The organism is Pedobacter miscanthi (assembly GCF_032678605.1).
Lineage (GTDB): Bacteria > Bacteroidota > Bacteroidia > Sphingobacteriales > Sphingobacteriaceae > Pedobacter > Pedobacter miscanthi_A.
Map to the genome: position 1 here is coordinate 537,358 of NZ_JAVTSU010000001.1, position 21,330 is coordinate 558,687.

A 21,330-nucleotide genomic window follows, 5' to 3' on the forward strand; every position below is an offset into this window, starting at 1 on the left:
TACATTTTACATTACCTGCCATGTCAGAAACCAATAACCTAATCCATGCTTCCTCGCCATATTTATTACAACATGCCCATAATCCGGTTAATTGGTACGAATGGGGGCAGGAAGCACTAGAAAAAGCTAAAGCAGAAAACAAATTGATATTGGTAAGTATTGGTTATTCGGCATGCCATTGGTGCCACGTAATGGAGCGTGAAAGTTTCGAGAACCATGAAGTTGCCGAAGTGATGAACAAACATTTTATCTGTATTAAGGTAGACCGCGAAGAACGTCCGGATATTGATCAGATTTATATGTATGCCATCCAACTGATGACAGGCAGTGGGGGCTGGCCTTTAAACTGTATCTGCCTGCCCGATCAGCGCCCGATTTATGGTGGAACATATTTCAGGAAAAATGACTGGATTAATATTTTAGAAAATGTTGCTGCACTTTGGGCAAACGAACCTGATAAGGCCATTCAATATGCCGAGCGTTTAACTTCTGGTATTAAAGACAGTGAAAAAATAATCCCCGCGGTTGAAACAGAAGAATATACTAACGAACACCTGACTGAAATAACTGAACCCTGGAAACGTCATTTCGATATTGGTTACGGCGGATATAACCGTGCACCCAAATTTCCTTTGCCCAATAACTGGGTCTTTTTATTGCGGTATGGTTTTTTAAAAGATGATGAATCTGTTTTTACAGCCGTTTGTCATACGCTTGAAGAAATGAGCAGAGGTGGTATTTATGATCAGATTGGCGGCGGCTTTGCCCGTTATTCGGTTGATGATAAATGGCATGTACCACACTTCGAAAAAATGCTTTATGATAATGCACAATTGATCAGTTTATACGCAGAGGCTTACCAGTGCACTAAATTCGATTCTTTTAAGCAAACGGTGGTTGAAACGATAAACTGGGTTTTTGAGGAGATGACCTCTGCTGATGGCTTGTTTTATTCGGCATTGGATGCAGATAGCGAAGGCATAGAAGGTAAGTTTTATGTTTGGGATAAAGTAGAGTTCGATCAGATTTTAGGTGAGGATGCCCAGTTGATTGGTGCCTACTTCAACGTTACCGAAGAAGGCAATTGGGAGGAAGAACAAACCAATATCTTAAGGAAAACCATTAGCGATGATGAATTGCTTGCCAGATTTGATATCGAAGCTGGTTTGTTTTATGATAAAGTACAATCGGCCAAATCAAAATTGATGGCGGTGCGGAGCAAAAGAATCCGCCCGGGATTGGATGATAAATGTTTAACTGCCTGGAATGGCATGATGATCAAAGCTTTGGCAGATGCAGCACAAATTTTAAATCACAGCGAATATTATGAGAAAGCATCAGCTGCTGCCAGTTTTACCTTAAATCACCTCAAATCAGAAAAAGGTGGCTTATACCGCAATTACAAAAATGGAAAAGCATCCATTACGGGGTTTTTGGATGATTATGCTTTCTTTATTGAAGCTTTAGTTGCATTATACGAATACGATTTTGATGAAAAATGGCTGGATGAAGCAAAATTATTGACTGATTATGTAATGACTAACTTCAGTGATGCAGATTCGCCCATGTTTTTTTATACTTCTGCCGAAAGCGAAGATTTAATTGCCCGCAAACATGAGGTAATGGATAATGTAATTCCTGCTTCCAATTCTACAATGGCACAAAACTTAAAGAAACTGGGTTTGCTTTTCGATATTGAAGCATATACCGAAAAAGCCTCAGCAATGTTGGCTGCGGTACAACCGAAGATTAAAACGTATGGATCAGCCTATTCTAACTGGGCCATTCAATTGCTGAACGAAATTTATGGTATAAACGAAATTGCCATTACCGGTTTAGAAACTGATGTGATTAAATTAGAATTAAGCGGACATTATATTCCGAACAAAATTACATTGGGCGGAACAAAAAGTAACTTACCACTGTTAAAAGGTAAGCAAAGCAATGAAACAAAAGTTTATATTTGCCGAAATAAAGTATGCCAGTTGCCTGTAAGTACAGTTGAAGAGGCATTAGAATATGTAAAATAAGGCAATTGTTGTAATTCAGTTTATAGAGTCAGTTTTATATCTTTAATATTCAATTATTTGCTACTCCTTCGTTCCAGTTTACAACTTCCGGCATGAAATACACTTGAATAGAGCTAATAGATAAGTTATCCGATAAATAATTTATGAGACAACCAATTATTGATTCCGAGGACCCAGAATTGGAGTTCAATCCTTATGATGCATGTTGTCTTAGGTATAAAGGTGAATTTTTCACTGGGACTATAATTTATACTGATACTGACCCTGTATCATTTACAGAATATAAAGATGGAGAGTTCGATGGACGAGAAATAGCATACTATAAAAATGGGGCCCTTAGTGGGGACTGTATTTACGAAAATGGAAATTACATTTCGGGAAAAGAATGGTACAACAATGGCCAGTTACGTTTTGACAGTTCTTCTGGTAATGTTATTTGGGATGCCGATGGATTAGTAGTAAGGAGAGATTGGATTTATTTTTATAAGAATGGCAATCCTAGGACAAAAAATGATGAACTTGGTAACTATCATCTATCTCCCAATGGAGATGTTGCCATCTTTAATTCGGTTTTTTCAGATGACAACTCTCCATGTAAAATTCAAACTATTTTTTTTGATAAAGTTATTACAAGGTTTTTATCAGATTTATTTGAGAGTAAATACTCTCGTTATGAAGATAATCGTGACTCGACGACGGGATTAGACAACCAAATAAATCACTATATTATTTGTTTATATCTCGAAGGTTATAAGGATAAAGCAATTACCGTAGCTGAAAAAATAGTTAGTGATGCAACTAAGAGAAAAAATGAAAATCGCTCAAGTATATCAGATGAATCAGTTTTAATTCATAACTACACATCTCTTAAAAAGCACTTAGAAGATGATAGAATAGTTGAATTATATTCTTATCACACAAATAAATGTGTGGAAATTAAATTTGACTGATGATATTGGCATTTGACACTTTTTACTTTGAGGATAAAGCTAAAACTATTTGTTTAAGTTTTGCAGAATGGAAATCTGACCGAGAAACCACAATCTATTCTGATATTGTTGTTGGGATAGAAGATTACATATCGGGAGAGTTCTATAAAAGAGAGTTGCCATGCATTTTAAATCTTATCGCTAAAATTGACTTAACCAATGTTGAGTTTATAATCGTGGACGGGTTTGTTTATTTGGACGATGATAAAAAATTAGGGTTAGGTGGTCATTTATATGAAAAACTGGGGCAAAAAATACCAGTTATAGGGGTTGCAAAATCAGATTTTGCGGCAATTCATAATAATAAAAAAGCTGTTTTACGAGGGGAAAGTAAAAAACCTCTTTTCTTAACTTCTATAGGGATTGACTTACAAGAAGCCTCAAATTTTATTAAGGCGATGCATGGTGATTTTAGAATTCCTAAACTTTTAAAAGATTTGGATATTTTGACTAAAAACGTGTAGTAACAATTAATTGCGTTCTCTCAAATGAGCAGTTAGAGTAATATTATTAAAGGTAATCTCTAAGATATAGTAAGTATTTTCAGTACTACATTTCGTACTAGTACTAAAAAACATCTTCTTTTCTGAACAATCAGCTCATCTTTTTTGTTAGGTAAATAATTAACTTATCTTTGCCCAGCAATATTTAAAAGCACTATAATAAGTTTAATAAATATTTGCCGAAATAAAGTATGCCAGTTGCCGGTTAATTCTGTTGAGGACGCATTAGAGTATTTACAATAAATTAATTTAAATGAATATTTCACCAAACTCTGTAGTAGCGTTAACTTACGAATTGCATACTACTAACGAAGAAGGACAACAAGTTTTTGTAGAAAAAGCTGATGAACAAAATCCTTTAGTATTTTTATATGGCGTTGGCATGATGCTGCCTAAATTTGAAGAGCATTTAACCGGTTTAAAAACTGGTGATGAATATGGTTTTGAATTATCTGCTGCAGATGGTTACGGCGATATCGATCCAGGTGCTTTTGCCGATCTTCCGAAAACCATGTTTACTGAAGCTGGTGGCGAACTGCCAAATGTTGGTGATGTGATTCCTTTACAGGATAACAATGGTAACCAATTCAGAGCTGGTGTTACTGCTGTTCATGATGAAACCATTTCGGTTGATTTAAACCACCCGATGGCTGGTAAAAACCTGGTTTTTAATGGTGTAATCTTAAATGTACGCGAAGCTACTCAGGATGAATTGGCTCATGGGCATGCTCACGGAGCTGACGGCCATTCTGGTCACTAAGCAACTGATATAAATGATAAAGGAGTCAAGTTTTTTTAAGCTTGACTCCTTTTTTGTTATAATATCATTTATAAATCCTGAAAAACTTCTTCTAAAATGAGTGTAAAGCCCGGCAAAATAGCTGTGATAACCTCTTCGCCTTCTGTAAGCAGTTTAGTTGGCTGAAATTTGCCCTGGTCATCCAGTATATACCTGAAAAAAGTTTTATCCAATGGACTTAAAATCCAATACTCTTTAACGCCAGCCTGTGCACTTCCCAAAATTCAGACCAGTTAAAAGTATAATTCTAGACCGAGCGCAGCGAGGCTATTAGAAAAACTATTAATTTTAATTGGCAATATGAAAAGAATCAAGTTTACGGAATCCCAGATTGTAAAAGCAATCAAGGAACATGAAAATGGCAAGAATGTGCACGATCTCTGCAGAGAGTTAGGAATAAGTACAGCAGCCTTTTACAAATGGCGCCAGAGATATGGCGGAATGGAAGTAAAAGAGTTGTCAAAACTTAAGGCATTGGAGGAGGAAAATGCACGTTTAAAAAAAATGTATGCGAATCTCAGCCTTGTACATGAGGTTTTCAAGGAGGCGGTGGAAAAAAAGCTCTAACGCCTGACGAGAAAATTGGTCTAGTGGATGAAATGGTGAAAAGGATTAGCCATCGTCAGGCATGTAAATGTGTCGGATTAAACCGGGGCAGGCATTACTACAAACATAAACTTCGAGATGATAGCGAAATAGTTAATGCACTTTCGCTTCTCGTTGAAACGCATGTTTCTATAGGCTTTTGGCAATGTTACTACAGATTGCGTAGAAAAGGACTCGAATGGAACCACAAAAAGGTTTATCGGATTTATACCGCAATGAAGCTTAATATTCGGCGTAGGGCAAAGAAAAGATTACCGGAAAGAGTCAAGAAGCCTTTGTCTGTACCAGAAACTATAAATGAGGTATGGTCTATGGATTTTATGAGTGATGCGCTTTGGAATGGAAGGAAATTTAGGTTGTTGAACATCGCTGATGATTACAACAGAGAGATGCTAGCTATGGAGATAGATTATTCACTGCCGTCATTGCGGGTTATCAGAGCATTGGATGAGTTAAAACAATATAGAGGGCTTCCAAAAAAAATAAGAATGGATAATGGGCCGGAGTTCATCTCGCATAAGTTGGATGAATGGGCCAAGGAAAACAATGTTGAACTAGTTTTTATTCAGCCAGGAGAGCCAACACAGAACGCATATATTGAAAGATTGAATGGAAGCATCAGAAGAGAATTGTTAAATGCATACATATTTCACTCCCTGGATGATGTAAGGGAGAAAGTAGAGGAATGGATGGTGGATTACAATTACCATCGACCACACCAAGCATTGAACTTCAAATCTCCTGTAGATTTATTACAGGAAATTTGAGGACAAAATTATACTTTTGAATGGTCTGAAAAACAGGGGAGCTTACAAGCCTCCTTATAAACTTCGATTTGTTAATGAGTTATATACGTCCTTTGATGATTTCCAGGCGTTCTTCAAACTAAAAAGGCATATACTCTGCATAACTGTACGCAGCAGAAAAATCTACCACATTAACGGTCTTAACAGGAGGCAACTCCTCTTCAGTTGGGTAAGGTTTGATGTTTTTCATATTGGCATTTAACCAATATATAAATATCTGATTTTGTTCCTAAAAATCGATCTTTAAACGCAAACCGCCATTAGTGAGGTTAAGGTTCTCTCTCGAAAAAGTTTTCATAGGTAATCTTAAAAACGGTTCGATGGCAATATTGTTCTTTTTGGAAATTTTTTGCTTATAACCCAAAGAGAAATTATAAAAACCGATGTACTTATCAGGATCAATGCTATTCTCAGGCTGCGGTTCTGTCGTTTTTTCTTTCACGATCATTGTTTTCGAATCAGCATAACCATTTACAGCTGGGGAAGAAAAACTCTGCACCTGATTTACTATATAGTTATTCTGTTGCGAATTGTTTAATACAGCCAAAGCCGAAACACCAATACCTGTATATAATTTGTCGGTAATGTTATACTTTAATTCTAATGGAACGTTAATTCCACGGACTTTAGCATCAACCGATTCCAGATTTCTGCCAGACAATGTTTGGGGAGCCGAGGCATTTAATGATTCTGTAGTGCTGATAGCCGCATAAGAAACACCAGAACTGATGGATAACTTATTGGCAATTGCATACGATAATGAAAACCCATAGTTCATATTTACCTTATTATCGTTACCCATTGCAGGGGCAACATATACATCAGGCTGCCATTTAGAATTTTCATTCGCTTTAGCAGCAGGCTTTTGTTGGTTTGCATAACTATCTCTAGCAAGCAGGTCTTCCCACGTGGTTGTTTTAATGTGTTGAGTTTTTTTCTTTTCAGTTAAAATCTCGAAGTTTTTTGGGCTTAAAGTAGAAATGTTAATGCCCGCCAGTTTATGATCTAATACATTGCTGTTTACTGTTGTTAATTCTTCAGAACTATTAACAAATGTATAGTTCTTATTTTTTTCAATAACCGGACTTGCTGTTTGTGCAATTTTCGATGCGCGGTTTATGGCCAGATTGTTTAAAACAATGCTTGTTTCATTTAACGGTGTAGTTTTGTTTTTAGGAATTACAGGGGTGTTATTATTCCTTTCAGCAATTGGGTTTTGCTGTATTTTAGGTTTGGTTATCGCAATAACGGTTTTTTGATCGGTGTTGTTCAGGGCAAAAAATACCCCTCCGAAAACAAAAATCAGGGCAGCAGCAGCCCATAAAGGCCAGTATACTATTCTCCTTTTTTTATTTTTCTTTTCCGAAAAGCGCTCCCAGGCACCATTAGGGTATGTTTCCTCATGGTTCTGGAGTTGCGCAGTAATATGCTCAATTAATTCCTTATCCATTTTTTTCGTATGAATTAACCATCGTATTTAGGTAAAGGGTACGTAACTTGTTTTTAGAACGTGTTAAATAAACACGACTCGAACTCTCCGGAATATTCAGCATCTTCGATATCTCATCGTGTGCAAATCCTTCAATTTCGTATAAGTTAAATACCAGTCGCTGCGTATCTGGTAAGTGATTTAGTAAATTCAAGATATCATTTACATGAAGTTCTGAGGCAACCGAAACTTGCGTAGCCGGATGCTCACTTTCAGCCAGGTCATCCACATAGAACTGAACTTTCGAACTCCGTATTTTATCTATTGCCGTTCTGGAAGCAATCTGAGCAATCCAACCTTTAAACGACCGTTGTAATTCTTCCGGATTTTTAGGCGATTTAAAACCCGCTACATGTTTAAAAATCTTGATAAAGCTATCATTTACAAGCTCTTCACTATCAGAAGTATTCTTGGTGTACCTTAAAATAATGCCCATTAAATAGCCATAAAATGATTTATACATCATTTCTTTACAGCTATTGTCGTTTTTTACACAGCCTTTTAAAATTTCCTCAAAACTGAGTATTTTTTTTATCACCCCTGTAAAGGACTATTTATTAAAGGTTTATCATGATTAATTGCTTGCAAATTTAAGAAAATAACACCACCCAATTTTTTGAGTGGTGTCAATTTTCATTTCTCACTGGTATTGCGATTCTTATTTATTTGTCATAACAGATAAACCTAACCCGGTAGTATCGGTTTTACTGGTTAAACCTTTAGCCCAAATGGTATAAATTTTCCCTTTTTCAATTTTAATGGCCGGCAAGCTTACTTTAACGGTTCCGCTTTGTTTTAATTGGAAAGTATAGCTATCGTTAGGGGCGATGTTGGTAAATGAGGTGAATTCTTTAAAAGCTTTTGCTGTAAATAGAGGCGCATCAGTTCCGGCAACAGCTAAATCGTAAGTTGCTGTGCCAGGACTTAGGTTTACAAAACGAACCTTTGCCTTATCTGTTTCCGGCGCTTTTAAATCGTCTTCAAGAATCAAAAGTTTGGTCGATTTTAAGGTATCAACCACAAATACTGAATAGAAAAAACCTGGTTTTAAACCTGCAGTAGCCGTAGTTACATATTTTAAAGAGTCTTTTTTCGCTACTCCAATCAGTCTTGTTCCAGGGTAGGCTGCATAATAACCTAAATCTTTGGTGTAAGTAAAAAAGTTGATTTTTTGGTTATCCATGATAAAATCAAGGGTACCTGTACCGGGCGATGCATGTACAAAACCAATACCTGCTGCTTCTATAGGATCGTTGTTAAAATCTTTTTTACAGGCGGTTATGGTTAAGGTTATTGCAAGAAGAGAGAGTATAATTTTTGCCGTAGTGCTAAAATTTTTCAAATTCGTTTTCATTTTAATGTTTAAATCAATTTTTATGAATAAAATTGGTTAATGGCCATTAACGCTTTTTTCTTGTAAAACGATTAAGGAACTGAAAACGCTACAGCAGGTATCAGTTTTTTAAAGAAAAAGCCACATGTTTTTGCATGTGGCTTTTAAAATGGCTTAATTTATTATTATGCGTACATTTCTTCGCGGAGTTTGGCAACATCGCTGCTGTTAATGTATTCATCGTAAGTCATCAATTTATCGATTGTGCCTTTTGGTGTAATTTCGATGATGCGGTTGGCAACCGTTTCTGTTAACTGGTGATCTCGCGAGGTAAATAATATTGCACCTTTAAAATCTTTCATACCGTTGTTGAGTGCCTCGATAGATTCAAGGTCCAGGTGATTGGTTGGTTCATCAAACATTAACAAGTTGGCTTGTTGTAACATCATCCTGGAAAACATGCAACGCATTTTTTCACCTCCTGAAAGCACTTTTACATTTTTAAGCACTTCCTCGCCTGAGAATAACATACGGCCTAAGAAACTGCGTACAAATTGCTCATCGGCATCAGTTCCCGAATATTCACGTAACCAATCAACCAGGTTTTCATCTTTACCGGCAAAGTATTCAGAATTATCATTCGGGATATCTGCAGTGCTAATGGTAACACCCCATTTAAACTCACCTTTATGATCGGTATCTCTGCCAGTTAATACATCGTAAAATGCTGCAGTAGCCAAGCTGTTTTGCGATATTACTGCAATTTTATCTCCTTTGTTTACCATGAAGGTAACTTTGTCGAATAAAACGCCATCGTTTCCGGTTTTACCTAAAGCATCCACCTGTAAAATCTGGTCACCAGCCTCACGACCTATATTATTAAAGATAATTGCAGGATATTTTCTGCTTGATGCTTTGATTTCGGTAATATCGATTTTATCTAAAGCTTTCTTACGTGAGGTTGCCTGTTTTGATTTCGAGGCATTCGCGCTAAAACGGCGGATAAATTCCTGCAGTTCCTTCACCTTATCTTCCATTTTCTTGTTCTGGTCGCTGCGTTGTTTTAAAGCCAGCTGACTAGATTCGTACCAGAAAGTGTAGTTACCAGTGTAGGTGCTCATTTTTGCAAAGTCGATATCTACAATGTGCGTACAAACTGCATCTAAAAAGTGCCTGTCGTGGGATACCACTAAAACAATGTTCTGATAGTCGGCCAAAAAGTTTTCTAACCAGGCAATGGTTTCAATATCCAAATCATTGGTAGGCTCATCCAGTAACAAAATATCGGGGTTGCCAAATAGTGCCTGTGCCAATAACACACGTACTTTTTGTGTATTATCCAGTTCTTTTAATAATTTATGGTGATTATCTTCTGTAATGCCCAAATTGCTCAACATGGTTGCTGCATTGCTTTCCATGTTCCAGCCGTCCATCTCAGCAAAAAGATTCTCCAGTTCTCCGGCACGTTCGCCATCTTTTTCTGAGAAATCTTCTTTCATATAAATGGCATCTTTCTCTTTCATGATGGCATAAAGTTCTTTATGGCCAATCATTACGGTTTCTAATACCGAAAACTCATCAAATTCGTAGTGGTTTTGTTTTAAAACGGCCATTCTTTCACCTGGAGTAAAAGCTACGCTACCAGAAGTTTGGTTGACCTCTCCCGATAAAATTTTAAGAAAGGTAGATTTACCTGCACCGTTAGCCCCAATTACGCCATAGCAGTTGCCCTGGGTAAATTTTAGGTTAACATCTTCAAATAATGTGCGTTTGCCGTATCGTAATGATAAATTAGAAACTGAAATCATGCTGTAATTGAAATAAGGCGCAAAGATAAGGAAAAAGGTTGAGGGTAGGAAGGTGTTTAATGGTTTGATTGTTTTATTATTAAATGGTTTGGAGGTTGGAAAGTTAAAAAGTTGGAAGGTGTTTGAATGTTTAAGGTTGAAAGGTTTGAAGGATTTGGAAATGGAGAGTGCTGTTCTTTGAAGGGGTAAGCAGCCCCGTTATTCGCTTTACTCCGTTGCACTCCGTGTTCGCTACTACCGGGTTTATTTTACAAAGTTGGGAAGCTTTTGACCAATAGTTTAAAACCTTAAATTAACAACATTAATATGAGTTGGTCAGTCCTTATCTTGATAAAATTTTGTATTTTAGTATTACACACAAAATGAAATCAATATGAAAAAATTAACACTAGGCATTATCATGTCTACCACTTCCGTTATGGCTTACTGTCAGGAAAGCCAGTACAAGTATAAAGTAGATTTTTTTGGTGATACCATACTGGTCGATTCGAAAGATAACACCATTGGTAAGCAAAAGAAAGACTTTTTTGGCAAAACCATTATAGTTGATAAAGATGGCAAAACTTTAGCAACACAAAAACAGGATTTTTTTGGTAATACCATATTGGAAAATGAAGCCGGCAAAATGGTAGGTACACAAAAGAAAGACTTTTCCGGTAATATGGTGTTAGAAAGCGAAAGGGGAGAAAATCTTATCCCAAAAGCGTTAGGAGGCCTCGTTCCGGGAGGTGGGGGAAAAGAAGTTGCCATTAAGCAAAAAACAGATGTTTTAGGTAATACTGTATTTGAAAACGACCGCGGGCAAACCCTGTACGTTTATAAAACCGATTTTTCGGGCAACATTGTGATAGAAGACGGTCATGGAAAGGTGATTGGCAAGCAGAAAAAAGATTTTTTAGGTAATACCATTGTTGAGGATGACCATGGAAATCTATTGGCAAAATATAAAAAAGATGTTTTTGGTAATACGGTTATTGAAGATGCGAATGGTAAAAAGGCTGGAATTTTCAAAACAGATATTTTTGGAAATAAATCTTTTGTTCCGGAACATTAATCCTGTTTTTAATATTACCCCGCAGGTTTTTAAAACCTGCGGGGTAATATATACCGATGGTATACCAGCATTGTAAACTAAACCAGATTGGAGTGAACATCCTGATTCTTCATCAGGATAAAACGAAAGCGGGGCTAAAGATCCGATGAAAAACTGAACCCCGATTTCCAAAAAAAACTAAACCCTATAACTAATTTTGCGCGTTATATTTTATAACCTACAAGTTTTTATCTGGTAAAAATTTTATTTTAGCCTTATGCAAAACGATCTCTTGCTCGAAACCATTAAAACCACACTTCAGAAAAGTAAAGTAGAAAAACTGGCTGCTGTTGCTTCAGAAAAAAGCTTTTCGGTAAAAGACCTGATCGATTTGAGTTTTAATCATGATGAACAGATTGGATTTAGGGCAGCCTGGATTTTGGAAAACGTATATTCCGCGCACCAGGTCCGGTTTTTACCTTATACATCTTATTTTTTAGAAAAACTTCCTCAACAAAGCAATTTATCAGCATTAAGACATTATGTTAAAATTCTGGCCTTTATGACGAAGAAAAATGCTTCCGCTGCAATTAAAGCTATTATTGCTGGTTATGAAACCGATCATTTGGTAGAAGTAGTTTTTGCCTGGCTTATTGATGATAAGATCCCTGTTGCCACAAAATCGTACTGCCTCAACATTCTGGCAAATTTAAATACCAAACATCCATGGATAAGGGAAGAGCTTTTACAAACGATGGATTTTCTGGTTGATCAGGAAAGTATCGCCTTTTTTGCGAAGGTTAAACAGATCAGGAAACAGTTTTCAGTTCGCATTTAACCATTTTTAATTTGCAGTTAGCTGTTCAAGGTTTTCAGTTAACTAAACGTCAAATCTAGCCTTAAACCTTTTGCCTTCCACCTTTTACCTTATATTTACCAAATGAGTACAACATACGAAATCATCTCAAAAGTTATAAAAGAACGACGCAGTATATTCCCTGCAAGCTATATTAAAAAAGAAATCCCTGTAGAGGTAATCAACCAGATTTTAGAAACAGCCAATTATGCACCAACACATAAATTAACCCAACCGTGGCGGTTTGTGGTAATCAGGAAAGCTGGATTGGCAAAATTGGGCGAGGAACTAGGCCGGTTATATAAAGCATTGGTTAGTCCGCAACAGTTTTTGCAGAAAAAGTACGACAGTTTTGCGGAGAAAACAAGTCAGGCTGATTGCATTATTGCCATTAATATGCAGGTAAGTGGTAAAATACCCGAATGGGAAGAATTGGCGGCAGTATCGTGTGCGGTACAAAATATGGCCTTAACTGCCGAAAGTTTACAGGTTGGGGCTTACTGGAGTTCGCCACCGTTAATTGATGACTTGGGCGATTTTTTAAGCCTTGGTGAAAATGAAAAATGTATAGGTTTGTTTTATATGGGTTATCATAACGAAAAATCATGGGAACCAAACCGAACTTCAATGGAAGAAAAGGTGAGGTGGATAGAAGGGTAGTTTTTAGGGTGGTTCATGAGTTCATCGGTCATTAGTTCATTGATTTAAGCGGTTAACCGTTAAATCGGTTAATCGACTCCAAGCTCCAAACACCCAACTATTTAGGTTAATCGACTCCAAGCTCCGAACGCCCAACTCCAAACTGAACTTTGAACCAATCTATGCTAAATCCTCTTGATCACTATTTCGAGCAAAAAGATGAACCGCTTAAAAGCTGCTTACAATATTTGAGGTTGCTTTTAACGGGATATCCTGATGTTACAGAGCATTGGAAATACGGAATGCCTTTTTATTACCATAAAGGAAAAATGTTCTGCTATCTTTGGACGCATAAAAAACTTCATCAGCCTTACATTGGTTTGGTTGATGGAAATAAAATTGAACACAAAGATTTGTTGCAGGAGAAAAGAGCCAGAATGAAAATTTTATTAATCAACCATTTAAAAGATATTCATGAAGATAAAATCAAACTGATTTTAAAACAAGCCTTTGATCTTCGCAAATAGCTTCGGTTTCCTTTCATCAACATCTTCCATTATCCATCATCAGTATGTCTGCATTAAAATCTAAACTCTATCAGCTTTGCTTAACATTTATCCAAAACAGGATAGAAAATATCGAATATTCATTACAACAGGCCAGGCAGGCCTCTAACGATGATACGAAAAGCAGTGCGGGCGATAAATACGAAACCACCCGCGAAATGATGCAACAGGAAATGGACCGCAACAATAAATTGCTTTATGAAGCGGGGCAGCAGAAAATTGCTTTACAACAGATAGAAAATGTTGAAGCAGGTAAAGTGATTAAAAACGGTAGTTTGGCATTAACGTCCGAAGGTAATTTCTACATCAGCATTAGTGCCGGCGAACTAAATATCGATGGGCAGAAATTCTTTGCGGTATCGCAGGCTTCGCCGATTGGTAAATTTCTGATTGGGAAAGCCACAGGAGAAAGTTTTAAGTTTAACGGCAAGGATTATTTAGTGAAAGAGATATTGTAAGTTTTTAGTTGGCCGTTTCCAGTTAGCCAATTTCAACAATTAACCATAACTCACAACTATTTTATACCCATTCGCTGCGCAAAAGCCGGCACTAAATAGGTTTTTAGATCTGAATAGGGGATAAATACCACGATTTGACCCTGTGCATAACTGGCTACCTCGTAAGGGTTGTACATAAAAGCAATCCCGTTCGCATTCAAATAAAAGTTATTATTCGGTTTTATAACATCATCAAATAATACGGTGCTTAGCGCATCTGTAGCTTTAATGTTATATGCTTTACGGAGGTTACGTTCTAAAATGCCTTGTAAGGTACTTGAGTCTGTTTTAACGATATCGCTCAATACCAATTGTTTTTTATTCTTTACATCTAAGCAAAACATTAAACTGCTGTAATTGCCATGCGCACCTCCGGTATAGGCATCGGCCAGGAAATCGATTACTACATAACCTTTATCATTATAACTAACGGATTGCTGGCTGTTGTTGGTATAATTCATCCAGGCCTGAAAATCCTCATCCCGACCATTTTTTGATTGCTCGGTTACCTGCAACTTATAATCCTTAAAATAGGCAGTAGCAATATTTTTAAAACCAACTAACCGGTCGACCTGCGGTTTTACACCTGAAATTTTTTTAAGTTCTGTATTTAACCAGATGCCATATTCATCGGTATTTTTACTTTCGAGGTATTCAAAGCTGATTTGGGCTGCAGGTGATTTGGGCTGACTGGCAAAAGCCTTAACCGAATCTTCGTAAAAGCCTGTATTAAACTGATAACTCCCTTCCGGATATTTTTCCATGAGGGCAATAGGAAACTTTTTTGCCTTATCTCCGCTTTCCCATGTGCCGCTAAAGCCATTTCCATTCCATTTTAAAGCTAAATGAGGCGATTTAAAATCCTGGGTGAAGTAAGATTCGTAATAACTATATTCGGTTAGTACGATGCTGTCTTTACCAATTAACGTATCGGTTGATAAGTTAAGCCAGGAGCCGTCGTAATAATAGGTCCCGCTTACATCATCATTAACCTTTTGCAGGTGCATTACCACCTTTTTGCCTGCAATAGTACCTTCTAATCTCTTATAAAAATTCTCTGTAAGTTCGGTTTTTGCATTGGTGGTGCTATCAGGAGTTCCGGTGGTTTTGTTCCCGTTTTTGGGGTTATTACAAGCTGATAGTATTGTTAATCCGAAAAGACATAAAAGAAAAGAATATTTCATAGGGCTTTAAATTGTAATGTTGAAAGGTTGTAAAGCTGAAATGTTGCTTTATCTCAGGATTTAAATCTTTTTTAGTGTTATAAGGATGAAATGTTCTGTTAGCCGATTGTACTAATCTTTCAACTTTCGAACGCTTCTCTCATAACCTTTCAACATTAAAACCTTTCAACTTCCTTAATTAACCCCTCTATTTAGTTTTTGTTTTATTAAAGCTCTTGTTAATGCTGAAATATAGATTTTTTGCGGTGTATCTCCCCGGGTCAATTATCCTTCTGATAGTATAAAGCGGGTAGTTTTCATCTCTTGCGGTTGATAGGATAAAAGCGGCTTTAAATCCATGTTCTTTTAATTTGTGGAGGCTAGCAGATTTAAAAACCCCATAAGGGAAGGCAAAATACTGTACTTTTTTTCCGGTAATTTGTTCCAGTTTTTTAGTAGGCTCATCTATCTGGGTTGTCCAGTCGGCATCTGTAAACTGGGCAAAGTTTTTATGGTCGTAGGTATGGCTGGCAATAGCATTACCTTCATCAGATAACTGTTTAATCTGTTCTTTAGTCATGTAATTGATACGGCCTTTTCTACCGATAGATACCGTCATGATAAAATAAACACCTTTAAAGCCATATTTTTTTAAGGTGGCATTGCCAATCGTAAATTGATCTTCATCCGTATCATCGAAAGTAATCATGATGGGTTTTTCGGGCAGTTTGGCGCCATAAACAAGGTAATTATACAGCTGATCGGGTAAAATGGTATGGTAACCGCTATCAGCCAGCATTTTCATGTGTTCTTTAAATTTATCAGGGGCAATAATATCATCATGTGCCCTTTTACTATCGCTGGCAATGTTATTCCTGATCTGGTGATAGCACAGTACAGGTACCTCCCTACGGGCCATAATGGTTTTATTATCGGCAGGTTTGGTGTTTGTAGAATCTGTTTTAGCTACTTCAGTAGTCCCGGTTGTCGTGGTTTTTTCTTTTTGCTTATTGCCCGAACAAGCGAATGAAAATGACCCAAAAAGTAGGGCCGATAATAGGGTATGGGCAGCCGTTTTTAAATGTTGATTCAATGTGTTGGAAATTATTTGATCAAAGATACAGCGTTTTCAGAAAGGATAAAGTCTTTTTCATACGCATCCCACTCTTTTTCTGTAATACCCGATTTTAAGGCATTTCTTTTAAAGAAAGCATAATCTGTTAGTTCGTTTTTGGTGGTTAAGCAGGTAGTTAAGAATTTAAACATGCGTTTTTCGCCAATCATTTGCTCAAGGCCGCGCAGTAAAAACGGACCATAAGAATAGCGGTATGTGTTTGTTATTTCGTTAATCTCTTTAATCGTATTTAAAGGTTTAGCTTTAAAGTTCTTCAATTGTTTTCCCCTGTCTTCAAAATATTTGGTGCCGAAAACCTTTCCGAATTTTTCTTCAGCAGCTTTAACTGATAAATACTCGGCGGTGGATTCTAAAAAAAACCAGAATAAGGTGGAGTTAGGTTGCAGTACATTTCCGAAATAATAATGGCCAATTTCGTGTGCAATAAAAGGGTAATCGGTAGAATCTTTAAGTTTATGGTGTTCTACATCGATCATATCGCCCAATTTAATACCTGCAAAAGCAATGGTAGGGAAAGCCACAAAACCCCAGCTTCTGCCTTTATTAAATTTTTCTACTGGCGAATGCTCTATAAATACATTTTTCGTGTCATAAGGGATTTTTAATACTTTAAAATAATATGCTTTCATTTCTGCAATATTATTTTCAAAAAACTCCAGTTGCTTTTCATTCATCTGGCTGTTTATAAAAATTGCCCCTTTGGTTTTTTGCACGCCGTAATCTCCCGCAAAAATCATTGGTGCTATAGGTAAATCGGATTTAAACCTGGCAACAGGTCCTGGTTTAGGTTGATCGCCGTTTACAAAAATCATTTTGGCATCTTTACTGGTTACTTGGATATCGAAGGTCATTTGTTCAATTTGCCTGTCGTTTTTAATATCGTAAATAATCGGATACCATTTCGATTGATCGGTAGCCCGCATTGTTTTTCCGTTAAATGCAATTAATCCTTTAAAATCAATAAAGTTTAAGGTATCGGTATAAATGGGGAACGCACCGGTATAAGTGATGTGCAGTTTACCGGGATTTACCATGGTGCTGTCTTTGTACAATGGGGCATAGGTTAAACCTTCGCCACGCATGGCACCACCATAAAAGCCAGAATATTTTAGTGTTTGGTTAACAGAATCTTTTATGGCTTTAATATTAAAACCTTTATTTAATAATATTTGATAGTCTTTTCCCAGGTTTGGAATGTTGCTCAGCACAAAATCGCAGGTAATCTGCCCGGTGGCCATTACCACTTCAACTTTACCACTTAAGTGAGGTGTTTGCGCATAGGTTTTAATGATTTGGAGAACTAATAAGGATAGTAACGCTAATTTTTTCATGTTTATGAGGAGATATAAAAAAGAAATCCCGGTTTTTGCCGGGATTTTATGCTTAAAAACTATTTTTAATGCTGTTGCTTAGTGTTTTTGGCGACCAGTAACCGCTGGCAATAATCCTGCGGATGGTAAATAATGGGTCTTTTTCATCACGTTTGGTTGATAATTGATAAGCCATTCTGAAACCACGTTTTTTTAATTCAGGGATTCCTTCTGCATTCCATAAACCGAAAGGATAAGCAAATTCAGTCATGGTTTTGCCCGTAATTTCTTCCAGTTTTTTGGTTGGTTTATCCAATTGCTCCTCCCAATCTTTACCGGCATATTTTTTAAAGTTTTTATGGTCGTACGTATGGCTGCCGATGATATTTCCTTCATCAGAAAGTTGTTTTATCTGCTCCTTAGTCATATAATCTACAAACTTTCCTTTTCTACCGATCGAAACCGTCATGATAAAATAAACGGCTTTATAACCCAGTTTCTCTAAAGTTGGGCGAACAATGGTAAACTGGTCCATGTCGGTATCATCAAAAGTTAACATAATGGGTTTGCTTGGCAGGGCGGCACCGGTATTGAGGTAAGCATAAAGCTGATCTGGTAAAATGGTGTGATAACCGCTATCGGCCAGCATTTTCATCTGATCCTTAAAGTTCTGAATTTCTACGATATAATCTTTACCTACCTTTCCATCGGTTGGTTTCCAGTTTCTTACCTGGTGATAACATAAAATAGGAACTTGTTTTCTGGCCAGGATGGTTTTGGCATCGGCTACTTTTATTTTTGAAACATCAACCGCAGTACCGGTACTTGCTTTGGGTTTAGCGGTTTGCGTGGCAGAATCTTTATCAACAGACTTTTCTGTTTGGGATTTGGACTGGCAGCTGGCAAATAAAATTACCCCAGCTGTTAGGATGGTTAAAAAGCTATATTTCATTATTGGGATGTATAGCTACAAAACTATAAAATCCGCGAATTATTTAGGTATTAAAATAAATTGTGTTAATAATTATTTTGCATCGAAAAAATCGCGTTAACTATCGCTTTTATTACATATTAAAGCTTATTTAATAGGCTATTATTAAATAATTTAGCGGTTCAAACAAATTTTGATGAATAAACTTTATAACCTCCTGCTTGGGGCGCAGTTTTTATCTTTAACTGTAGCCGCACAAACCAAAACATTTACCATAACCGAAAATATTCAGCCACAGCCTAAAGCCAATTACCAGCTTGCATCGCGTTTTTCTCCAAATAAATTGAAGAAAATGGTATATTCTACTGCTGTTGATCCACATTGGTTAAAATTGAGTAACCGTTTCTGGTACACTTTCGAAAGTCCCAGAGGTAAATTCTGGTACCTGGTAGATCCGGCTTCAAAAAGTAAAAAGCTGATGTTTGATAACTCGAAATTAGCGGCAGATATCACCCTGATTGTGCGCGATCCTTTTGATGCAGAACATTTACCACTCGAAAACCTAAAGTTTGCTGCAGATGAAAAAAGCATTTCTTTCGAAATTAAAAGCAGTGTAGATGAGCTGAAAAAAGACCGTAAGGATAAAAAAGCTGCAGATTCGATGCAGAAAAAAATCTATTCTTTTAAATACGAGCTGGCCAGCGCAAAATTAACTGAAGTGCCTAATTTCAGTAAACCGAAACCAAAACCAGGCTGGGGATCGGTTGCGCCCGATTCATCGGCTATTATCTTTGCCCGCAACTATAATCTTTACTGGATGGATAAAGAGAATTATAAAAAAGCGATTAAAAATGAAGAAGACAGTACCATTGTTGAGCATCAGTTAACAAAAGATGGTGTCAAATTCTATTCGTACGGAAGTGATGGCGATGGCGAAAACAATGTAGAAAATGAGAAAAACAATAAAAAACGCCGTGGTGCTTATGTGCTTTGGTCGCCAAATTCGAAATATTTTGTGTTGGATAGAACCGATTCCCGTAAGGTTAAAGATCTTTGGGTAATCAATAGTGTTACACCGGGCCGGCCGACTTTAGAAACTTATAAATACCAGATGCCGGGAGAGGCTGAAGCTCCTCAGGACGAAGTTTTATTGTTTGATTTTGCTGCAAAATCTTCTAAAAAACTGAATGTTGCAGCCTTTAAAGATCAAAGCATTTCGGTTTGGAGTAAACCTTCTTTAAATAAAGACCGTGATAACGAATTTCGTCCCTCAATCTGGTTAGGAAACGATAGCCGTTTTTACTTTTCGCGTACCAGCCGCGATTTAAAACGCATCGATATTGGCACAATTGATATTGCCACAGGTAAAGTTACGCCAATAATCGACGAACGTTTTAATACTTATGTTGAAGTAAACCGCCCTGGTTTGGTAAATGATGGTAACGAACTGATCCATTGGAGCGAACGTGATGGCTGGGCACATTTTTATCTTTTTGATGGAAATGGTAAGCTGAAAAACCAGATTACAAAAGGCGCTTTTCACTGCGAAAGCATAGTGAATATTGATGAGAAAAAAAGAGTGCTTTATTTTACCGCCAACGGACGTGAAGGTAAGGAAGATCCTTATTACCTGCATCTGTACAGCATCAATTTCGATGGTTCTAATATGAAGTTATTGAACGCTGGAGATTTTGACCACCTGGCAAACATGAACGATAACAATACTTTTTTTGTGGATAACTACTCGAGGGTGAACACCACGCCAAAGGCTACTTTATATGATGGAAGTGGTAAAAAAGTAATGGAGCTCGAAACCACCGATCTTTCTTTATTAATGACCGCAGGATATAAATTCCCTGAACCATTTAAAGTAAAAGCAGATGATGGCATTACCGATTTATATGGCGTAATGTATAAGCCATTTGATTTTGACCCGAATAAAAAATACCCGATTATTGAGTACGTGTACCCGGGACCACAAACAGAGGCGGTAAATAAAGCTTTCAGCAAAAGCATGGACCGTACCGAGCGTTTAGCACAGTTTGGCTATATCGTAATTACAGTAGGTAACCGAGGTGGAAATCCTTCACGTTCTAAATGGTACCATACATATGGTTATGGTAATCTGCGTGATTATGGTTTGGCAGACAAAAAAACAGCCATTGAGCAATTGGCGGCAAAATATGCTTATATCGATGAATCTAAAGTGGGTATTACGGGTCACTCTGGTGGTGGCTTTATGTCTACAGCTGCCATGTTGGTTTATCCAGATTTCTTTAAGGCTGCGGTTTCAAATGCAGGAAACCATGATAACAGCATTTACAACCGTTGGTGGAGCGAGAAACACCATGGTGTAAAAGAAACGATTTCGTTAAAAGGAGATACTTCTTTTAAATACAGCATTGATAAAAATCCTGATCTGGCAAAAAACCTTAAAGGTCATTTATTATTGATGCATGGTGATGTAGATAATAATGTGCATCCGGCAAATTCAATCCGCGTGGCTAATGCATTAATGAAAGCAGGCAAACGTTTCGACTTTTTAATTATTCCTGGTCAGCGCCATGGTTTTGGTGATATGACGGAATATGCTTTCTGGAAACTGGCCGATCATTTTAATAAGTACTTAATAGGCGATTTTTCTGAACCAAGTGATGTGGATCTGGTTGAAATGGACAGGGATATTGAGCAGAATGGGAAGTAATAATTAATAAAGTTCCACGGTCCGTGTCTCCACGGACCATTTCAAGAAGTTTAATAATGGCCTGTGGAGACATAGGCCGTTTTTTTTATTTGTGCAAAAATTAATTCCGTGTTAATCCGTACATCCGTGGCAA

20 protein-coding genes are annotated in these 21,330 nt (G+C 37.1%); 11 read left to right on the top strand and 9 right to left on the bottom strand.

Annotated features, from left to right (window positions below; genetic code table 11):
• The first annotated feature begins 20 nt into the window (after positions 1 to 20).
• The 4 genes from R2R28_RS01985 to R2R28_RS02000 all read left to right on the top strand — a co-directional run bounded on the left by R2R28_RS01985 (position 21) and on the right by R2R28_RS02000 (position 4,282).
• Positions 21 to 2,030, top strand: coding sequence for a thioredoxin domain-containing protein (locus R2R28_RS01985; protein ID WP_316824028.1), 2,010 nt, complete (start codon positions 21 to 23; stop codon positions 2,028 to 2,030).
• 143 nt (positions 2,031 to 2,173) lie between these two features.
• Positions 2,174 to 2,980, top strand: coding sequence for a hypothetical protein (locus R2R28_RS01990; protein WP_316824029.1), 807 nt, complete (start codon positions 2,174 to 2,176; stop codon positions 2,978 to 2,980).
• Positions 2,980 to 3,483, top strand: a complete 504-nt coding sequence (locus R2R28_RS01995) for an endonuclease V (protein ID WP_316824030.1) — start codon at positions 2,980 to 2,982, stop codon at positions 3,481 to 3,483. Before R2R28_RS01990 ends, R2R28_RS01995 begins: the two co-directional genes overlap by 1 nt.
• A gap of 292 nt (positions 3,484 to 3,775) precedes the next feature.
• Positions 3,776 to 4,282: a peptidylprolyl isomerase gene (locus R2R28_RS02000; RefSeq protein WP_029280752.1), complete on the top strand. Its 507-nt coding sequence runs from the start codon at positions 3,776 to 3,778 to the stop codon at positions 4,280 to 4,282.
• A gap of 68 nt (positions 4,283 to 4,350) precedes the next feature.
• On the opposite strand, the gene R2R28_RS02005 is transcribed toward R2R28_RS02000, so the two are convergent.
• On the bottom strand, positions 4,351 to 4,542 hold the full coding sequence (locus R2R28_RS02005; protein WP_316824031.1) for a Uma2 family endonuclease: 192 nt from the start codon (positions 4,540 to 4,542) through the stop codon (positions 4,351 to 4,353).
• 79 nt (positions 4,543 to 4,621) lie between these two features.
• Here R2R28_RS02005 and R2R28_RS02010 point away from each other — a divergent pair.
• Positions 4,622 to 5,694, top strand: a protein-coding gene (locus R2R28_RS02010) for an IS3 family transposase (RefSeq protein WP_316824032.1) whose coding sequence is annotated in 2 segments (ribosomal slippage) — positions 4,622 to 4,883 and positions 4,883 to 5,694 — 1,074 coding nt in all. Because the reading frame shifts where the segments join, the coding sequence is not laid out codon by codon here.
• A 268-nt stretch (positions 5,695 to 5,962) separates the two neighbouring features.
• On the opposite strand, the gene R2R28_RS02015 is transcribed toward R2R28_RS02010, so the two are convergent.
• The 4 genes from R2R28_RS02015 to R2R28_RS02030 all read right to left on the bottom strand — a co-directional run bounded on the left by R2R28_RS02015 (position 5,963) and on the right by R2R28_RS02030 (position 10,363).
• Complete coding sequence (locus R2R28_RS02015) at positions 5,963 to 7,183, bottom strand: hypothetical protein (protein ID WP_316824033.1); 1,221 nt, start codon at positions 7,181 to 7,183, stop codon at positions 5,963 to 5,965.
• Entirely contained in the window at positions 7,176 to 7,760 is a 585-nt protein-coding gene (locus tag R2R28_RS02020; protein WP_316824034.1) for an RNA polymerase sigma factor, read from the bottom strand. Before R2R28_RS02020 ends, R2R28_RS02015 begins: the two co-directional genes overlap by 8 nt.
• A gap of 120 nt (positions 7,761 to 7,880) precedes the next feature.
• Complete coding sequence (locus R2R28_RS02025; protein ID WP_316824035.1) at positions 7,881 to 8,576, bottom strand: DUF4397 domain-containing protein; 696 nt, start codon at positions 8,574 to 8,576, stop codon at positions 7,881 to 7,883.
• 164 nt (positions 8,577 to 8,740) lie between these two features.
• Positions 8,741 to 10,363 (bottom strand): ABC-F family ATP-binding cassette domain-containing protein, encoded by a 1,623-nt coding sequence (locus R2R28_RS02030; RefSeq protein WP_316824036.1) that lies wholly within the window; start codon positions 10,361 to 10,363, stop codon positions 8,741 to 8,743.
• A gap of 373 nt (positions 10,364 to 10,736) precedes the next feature.
• Here R2R28_RS02030 and R2R28_RS02035 point away from each other — a divergent pair, with 373 nt between their 5' ends.
• The 5 genes from R2R28_RS02035 to R2R28_RS02055 all read left to right on the top strand — a co-directional run bounded on the left by R2R28_RS02035 (position 10,737) and on the right by R2R28_RS02055 (position 13,915).
• Complete coding sequence (locus tag R2R28_RS02035; protein ID WP_316824037.1) at positions 10,737 to 11,417, top strand: hypothetical protein; 681 nt, start codon at positions 10,737 to 10,739, stop codon at positions 11,415 to 11,417.
• A 256-nt stretch (positions 11,418 to 11,673) separates the two neighbouring features.
• Positions 11,674 to 12,234, top strand: coding sequence for a hypothetical protein (locus tag R2R28_RS02040; RefSeq protein ID WP_316824038.1), 561 nt, complete (start codon positions 11,674 to 11,676; stop codon positions 12,232 to 12,234).
• Between the two features lie 102 nt (positions 12,235 to 12,336).
• Positions 12,337 to 12,912 (top strand): nitroreductase, encoded by a 576-nt coding sequence (locus R2R28_RS02045; RefSeq protein WP_316824039.1) that lies wholly within the window; start codon positions 12,337 to 12,339, stop codon positions 12,910 to 12,912.
• A gap of 161 nt (positions 12,913 to 13,073) precedes the next feature.
• Complete coding sequence (locus tag R2R28_RS02050) at positions 13,074 to 13,418, top strand: DUF1801 domain-containing protein (protein WP_316824040.1); 345 nt, start codon at positions 13,074 to 13,076, stop codon at positions 13,416 to 13,418.
• A gap of 44 nt (positions 13,419 to 13,462) precedes the next feature.
• Positions 13,463 to 13,915, top strand: coding sequence for a 3-oxoacyl-ACP synthase (locus R2R28_RS02055; protein ID WP_316824041.1), 453 nt, complete (start codon positions 13,463 to 13,465; stop codon positions 13,913 to 13,915).
• A gap of 56 nt (positions 13,916 to 13,971) precedes the next feature.
• Here the strand turns inward: R2R28_RS02055 and R2R28_RS02060 are convergent, their stop codons facing one another.
• From R2R28_RS02060 to R2R28_RS02075, 4 genes are all read right to left on the bottom strand, one after another.
• Positions 13,972 to 15,138 (bottom strand): DUF3298 and DUF4163 domain-containing protein, encoded by a 1,167-nt coding sequence (locus tag R2R28_RS02060; protein WP_316824042.1) that lies wholly within the window; start codon positions 15,136 to 15,138, stop codon positions 13,972 to 13,974.
• Between the two features lie 187 nt (positions 15,139 to 15,325).
• Positions 15,326 to 16,210, bottom strand: coding sequence for a polysaccharide deacetylase family protein (locus R2R28_RS02065; RefSeq protein ID WP_316824043.1), 885 nt, complete (start codon positions 16,208 to 16,210; stop codon positions 15,326 to 15,328).
• 11 nt (positions 16,211 to 16,221) lie between these two features.
• Positions 16,222 to 17,583 (bottom strand): M1 family aminopeptidase, encoded by a 1,362-nt coding sequence (locus R2R28_RS02070; RefSeq protein WP_316824044.1) that lies wholly within the window; start codon positions 17,581 to 17,583, stop codon positions 16,222 to 16,224.
• A gap of 52 nt (positions 17,584 to 17,635) precedes the next feature.
• Positions 17,636 to 18,514 (bottom strand): polysaccharide deacetylase family protein, encoded by an 879-nt coding sequence (locus R2R28_RS02075; protein ID WP_316824045.1) that lies wholly within the window; start codon positions 18,512 to 18,514, stop codon positions 17,636 to 17,638.
• 175 nt (positions 18,515 to 18,689) lie between these two features.
• On the opposite strand from R2R28_RS02075, the gene R2R28_RS02080 reads away from it, so the two are divergent.
• Positions 18,690 to 21,197, top strand: a complete 2,508-nt coding sequence (locus tag R2R28_RS02080) for a S9 family peptidase (protein WP_316824046.1) — start codon at positions 18,690 to 18,692, stop codon at positions 21,195 to 21,197.
• The last annotated feature ends 133 nt before the right edge of the window (positions 21,198 to 21,330 follow it).

Excerpts from the sequence above, each read along its gene's own strand:
- R2R28_RS01985 (WP_316824028.1), top strand. The coding sequence starts at position 21 with ATGTCAGAAACCAATAACCTAATCCATGCTTCCTCGCCATATTTATTA.
- R2R28_RS01990 (WP_316824029.1), top strand. The coding sequence starts at position 2,174 with ATGAGACAACCAATTATTGATTCCGAGGACCCAGAATTGGAGTTCAAT.
- R2R28_RS01995 (WP_316824030.1), top strand. The coding sequence starts at position 2,980 with ATGATATTGGCATTTGACACTTTTTACTTTGAGGATAAAGCTAAAACT.
- R2R28_RS02000 (WP_029280752.1), top strand. The coding sequence starts at position 3,776 with ATGAATATTTCACCAAACTCTGTAGTAGCGTTAACTTACGAATTGCAT.
- R2R28_RS02015 (WP_316824033.1), bottom strand. The coding sequence starts at position 7,183 with ATGGATAAGGAATTAATTGAGCATATTACTGCGCAACTCCAGAACCAT.
- R2R28_RS02025 (WP_316824035.1), bottom strand. The coding sequence starts at position 8,576 with ATGAAAACGAATTTGAAAAATTTTAGCACTACGGCAAAAATTATACTC.
- R2R28_RS02030 (WP_316824036.1), bottom strand. The coding sequence starts at position 10,363 with ATGATTTCAGTTTCTAATTTATCATTACGATACGGCAAACGCACATTA.
- R2R28_RS02035 (WP_316824037.1), top strand. The coding sequence starts at position 10,737 with ATGAAAAAATTAACACTAGGCATTATCATGTCTACCACTTCCGTTATG.
- R2R28_RS02040 (WP_316824038.1), top strand. The coding sequence starts at position 11,674 with ATGCAAAACGATCTCTTGCTCGAAACCATTAAAACCACACTTCAGAAA.
- R2R28_RS02045 (WP_316824039.1), top strand. The coding sequence starts at position 12,337 with ATGAGTACAACATACGAAATCATCTCAAAAGTTATAAAAGAACGACGC.
- R2R28_RS02050 (WP_316824040.1), top strand. The coding sequence starts at position 13,074 with ATGCTAAATCCTCTTGATCACTATTTCGAGCAAAAAGATGAACCGCTT.
- R2R28_RS02055 (WP_316824041.1), top strand. The coding sequence starts at position 13,463 with ATGTCTGCATTAAAATCTAAACTCTATCAGCTTTGCTTAACATTTATC.
- R2R28_RS02060 (WP_316824042.1), bottom strand. The coding sequence starts at position 15,138 with ATGAAATATTCTTTTCTTTTATGTCTTTTCGGATTAACAATACTATCA.
- R2R28_RS02070 (WP_316824044.1), bottom strand. The coding sequence starts at position 17,583 with ATGAAAAAATTAGCGTTACTATCCTTATTAGTTCTCCAAATCATTAAA.
- R2R28_RS02075 (WP_316824045.1), bottom strand. The coding sequence starts at position 18,514 with ATGAAATATAGCTTTTTAACCATCCTAACAGCTGGGGTAATTTTATTT.
- R2R28_RS02080 (WP_316824046.1), top strand. The coding sequence starts at position 18,690 with ATGAATAAACTTTATAACCTCCTGCTTGGGGCGCAGTTTTTATCTTTA.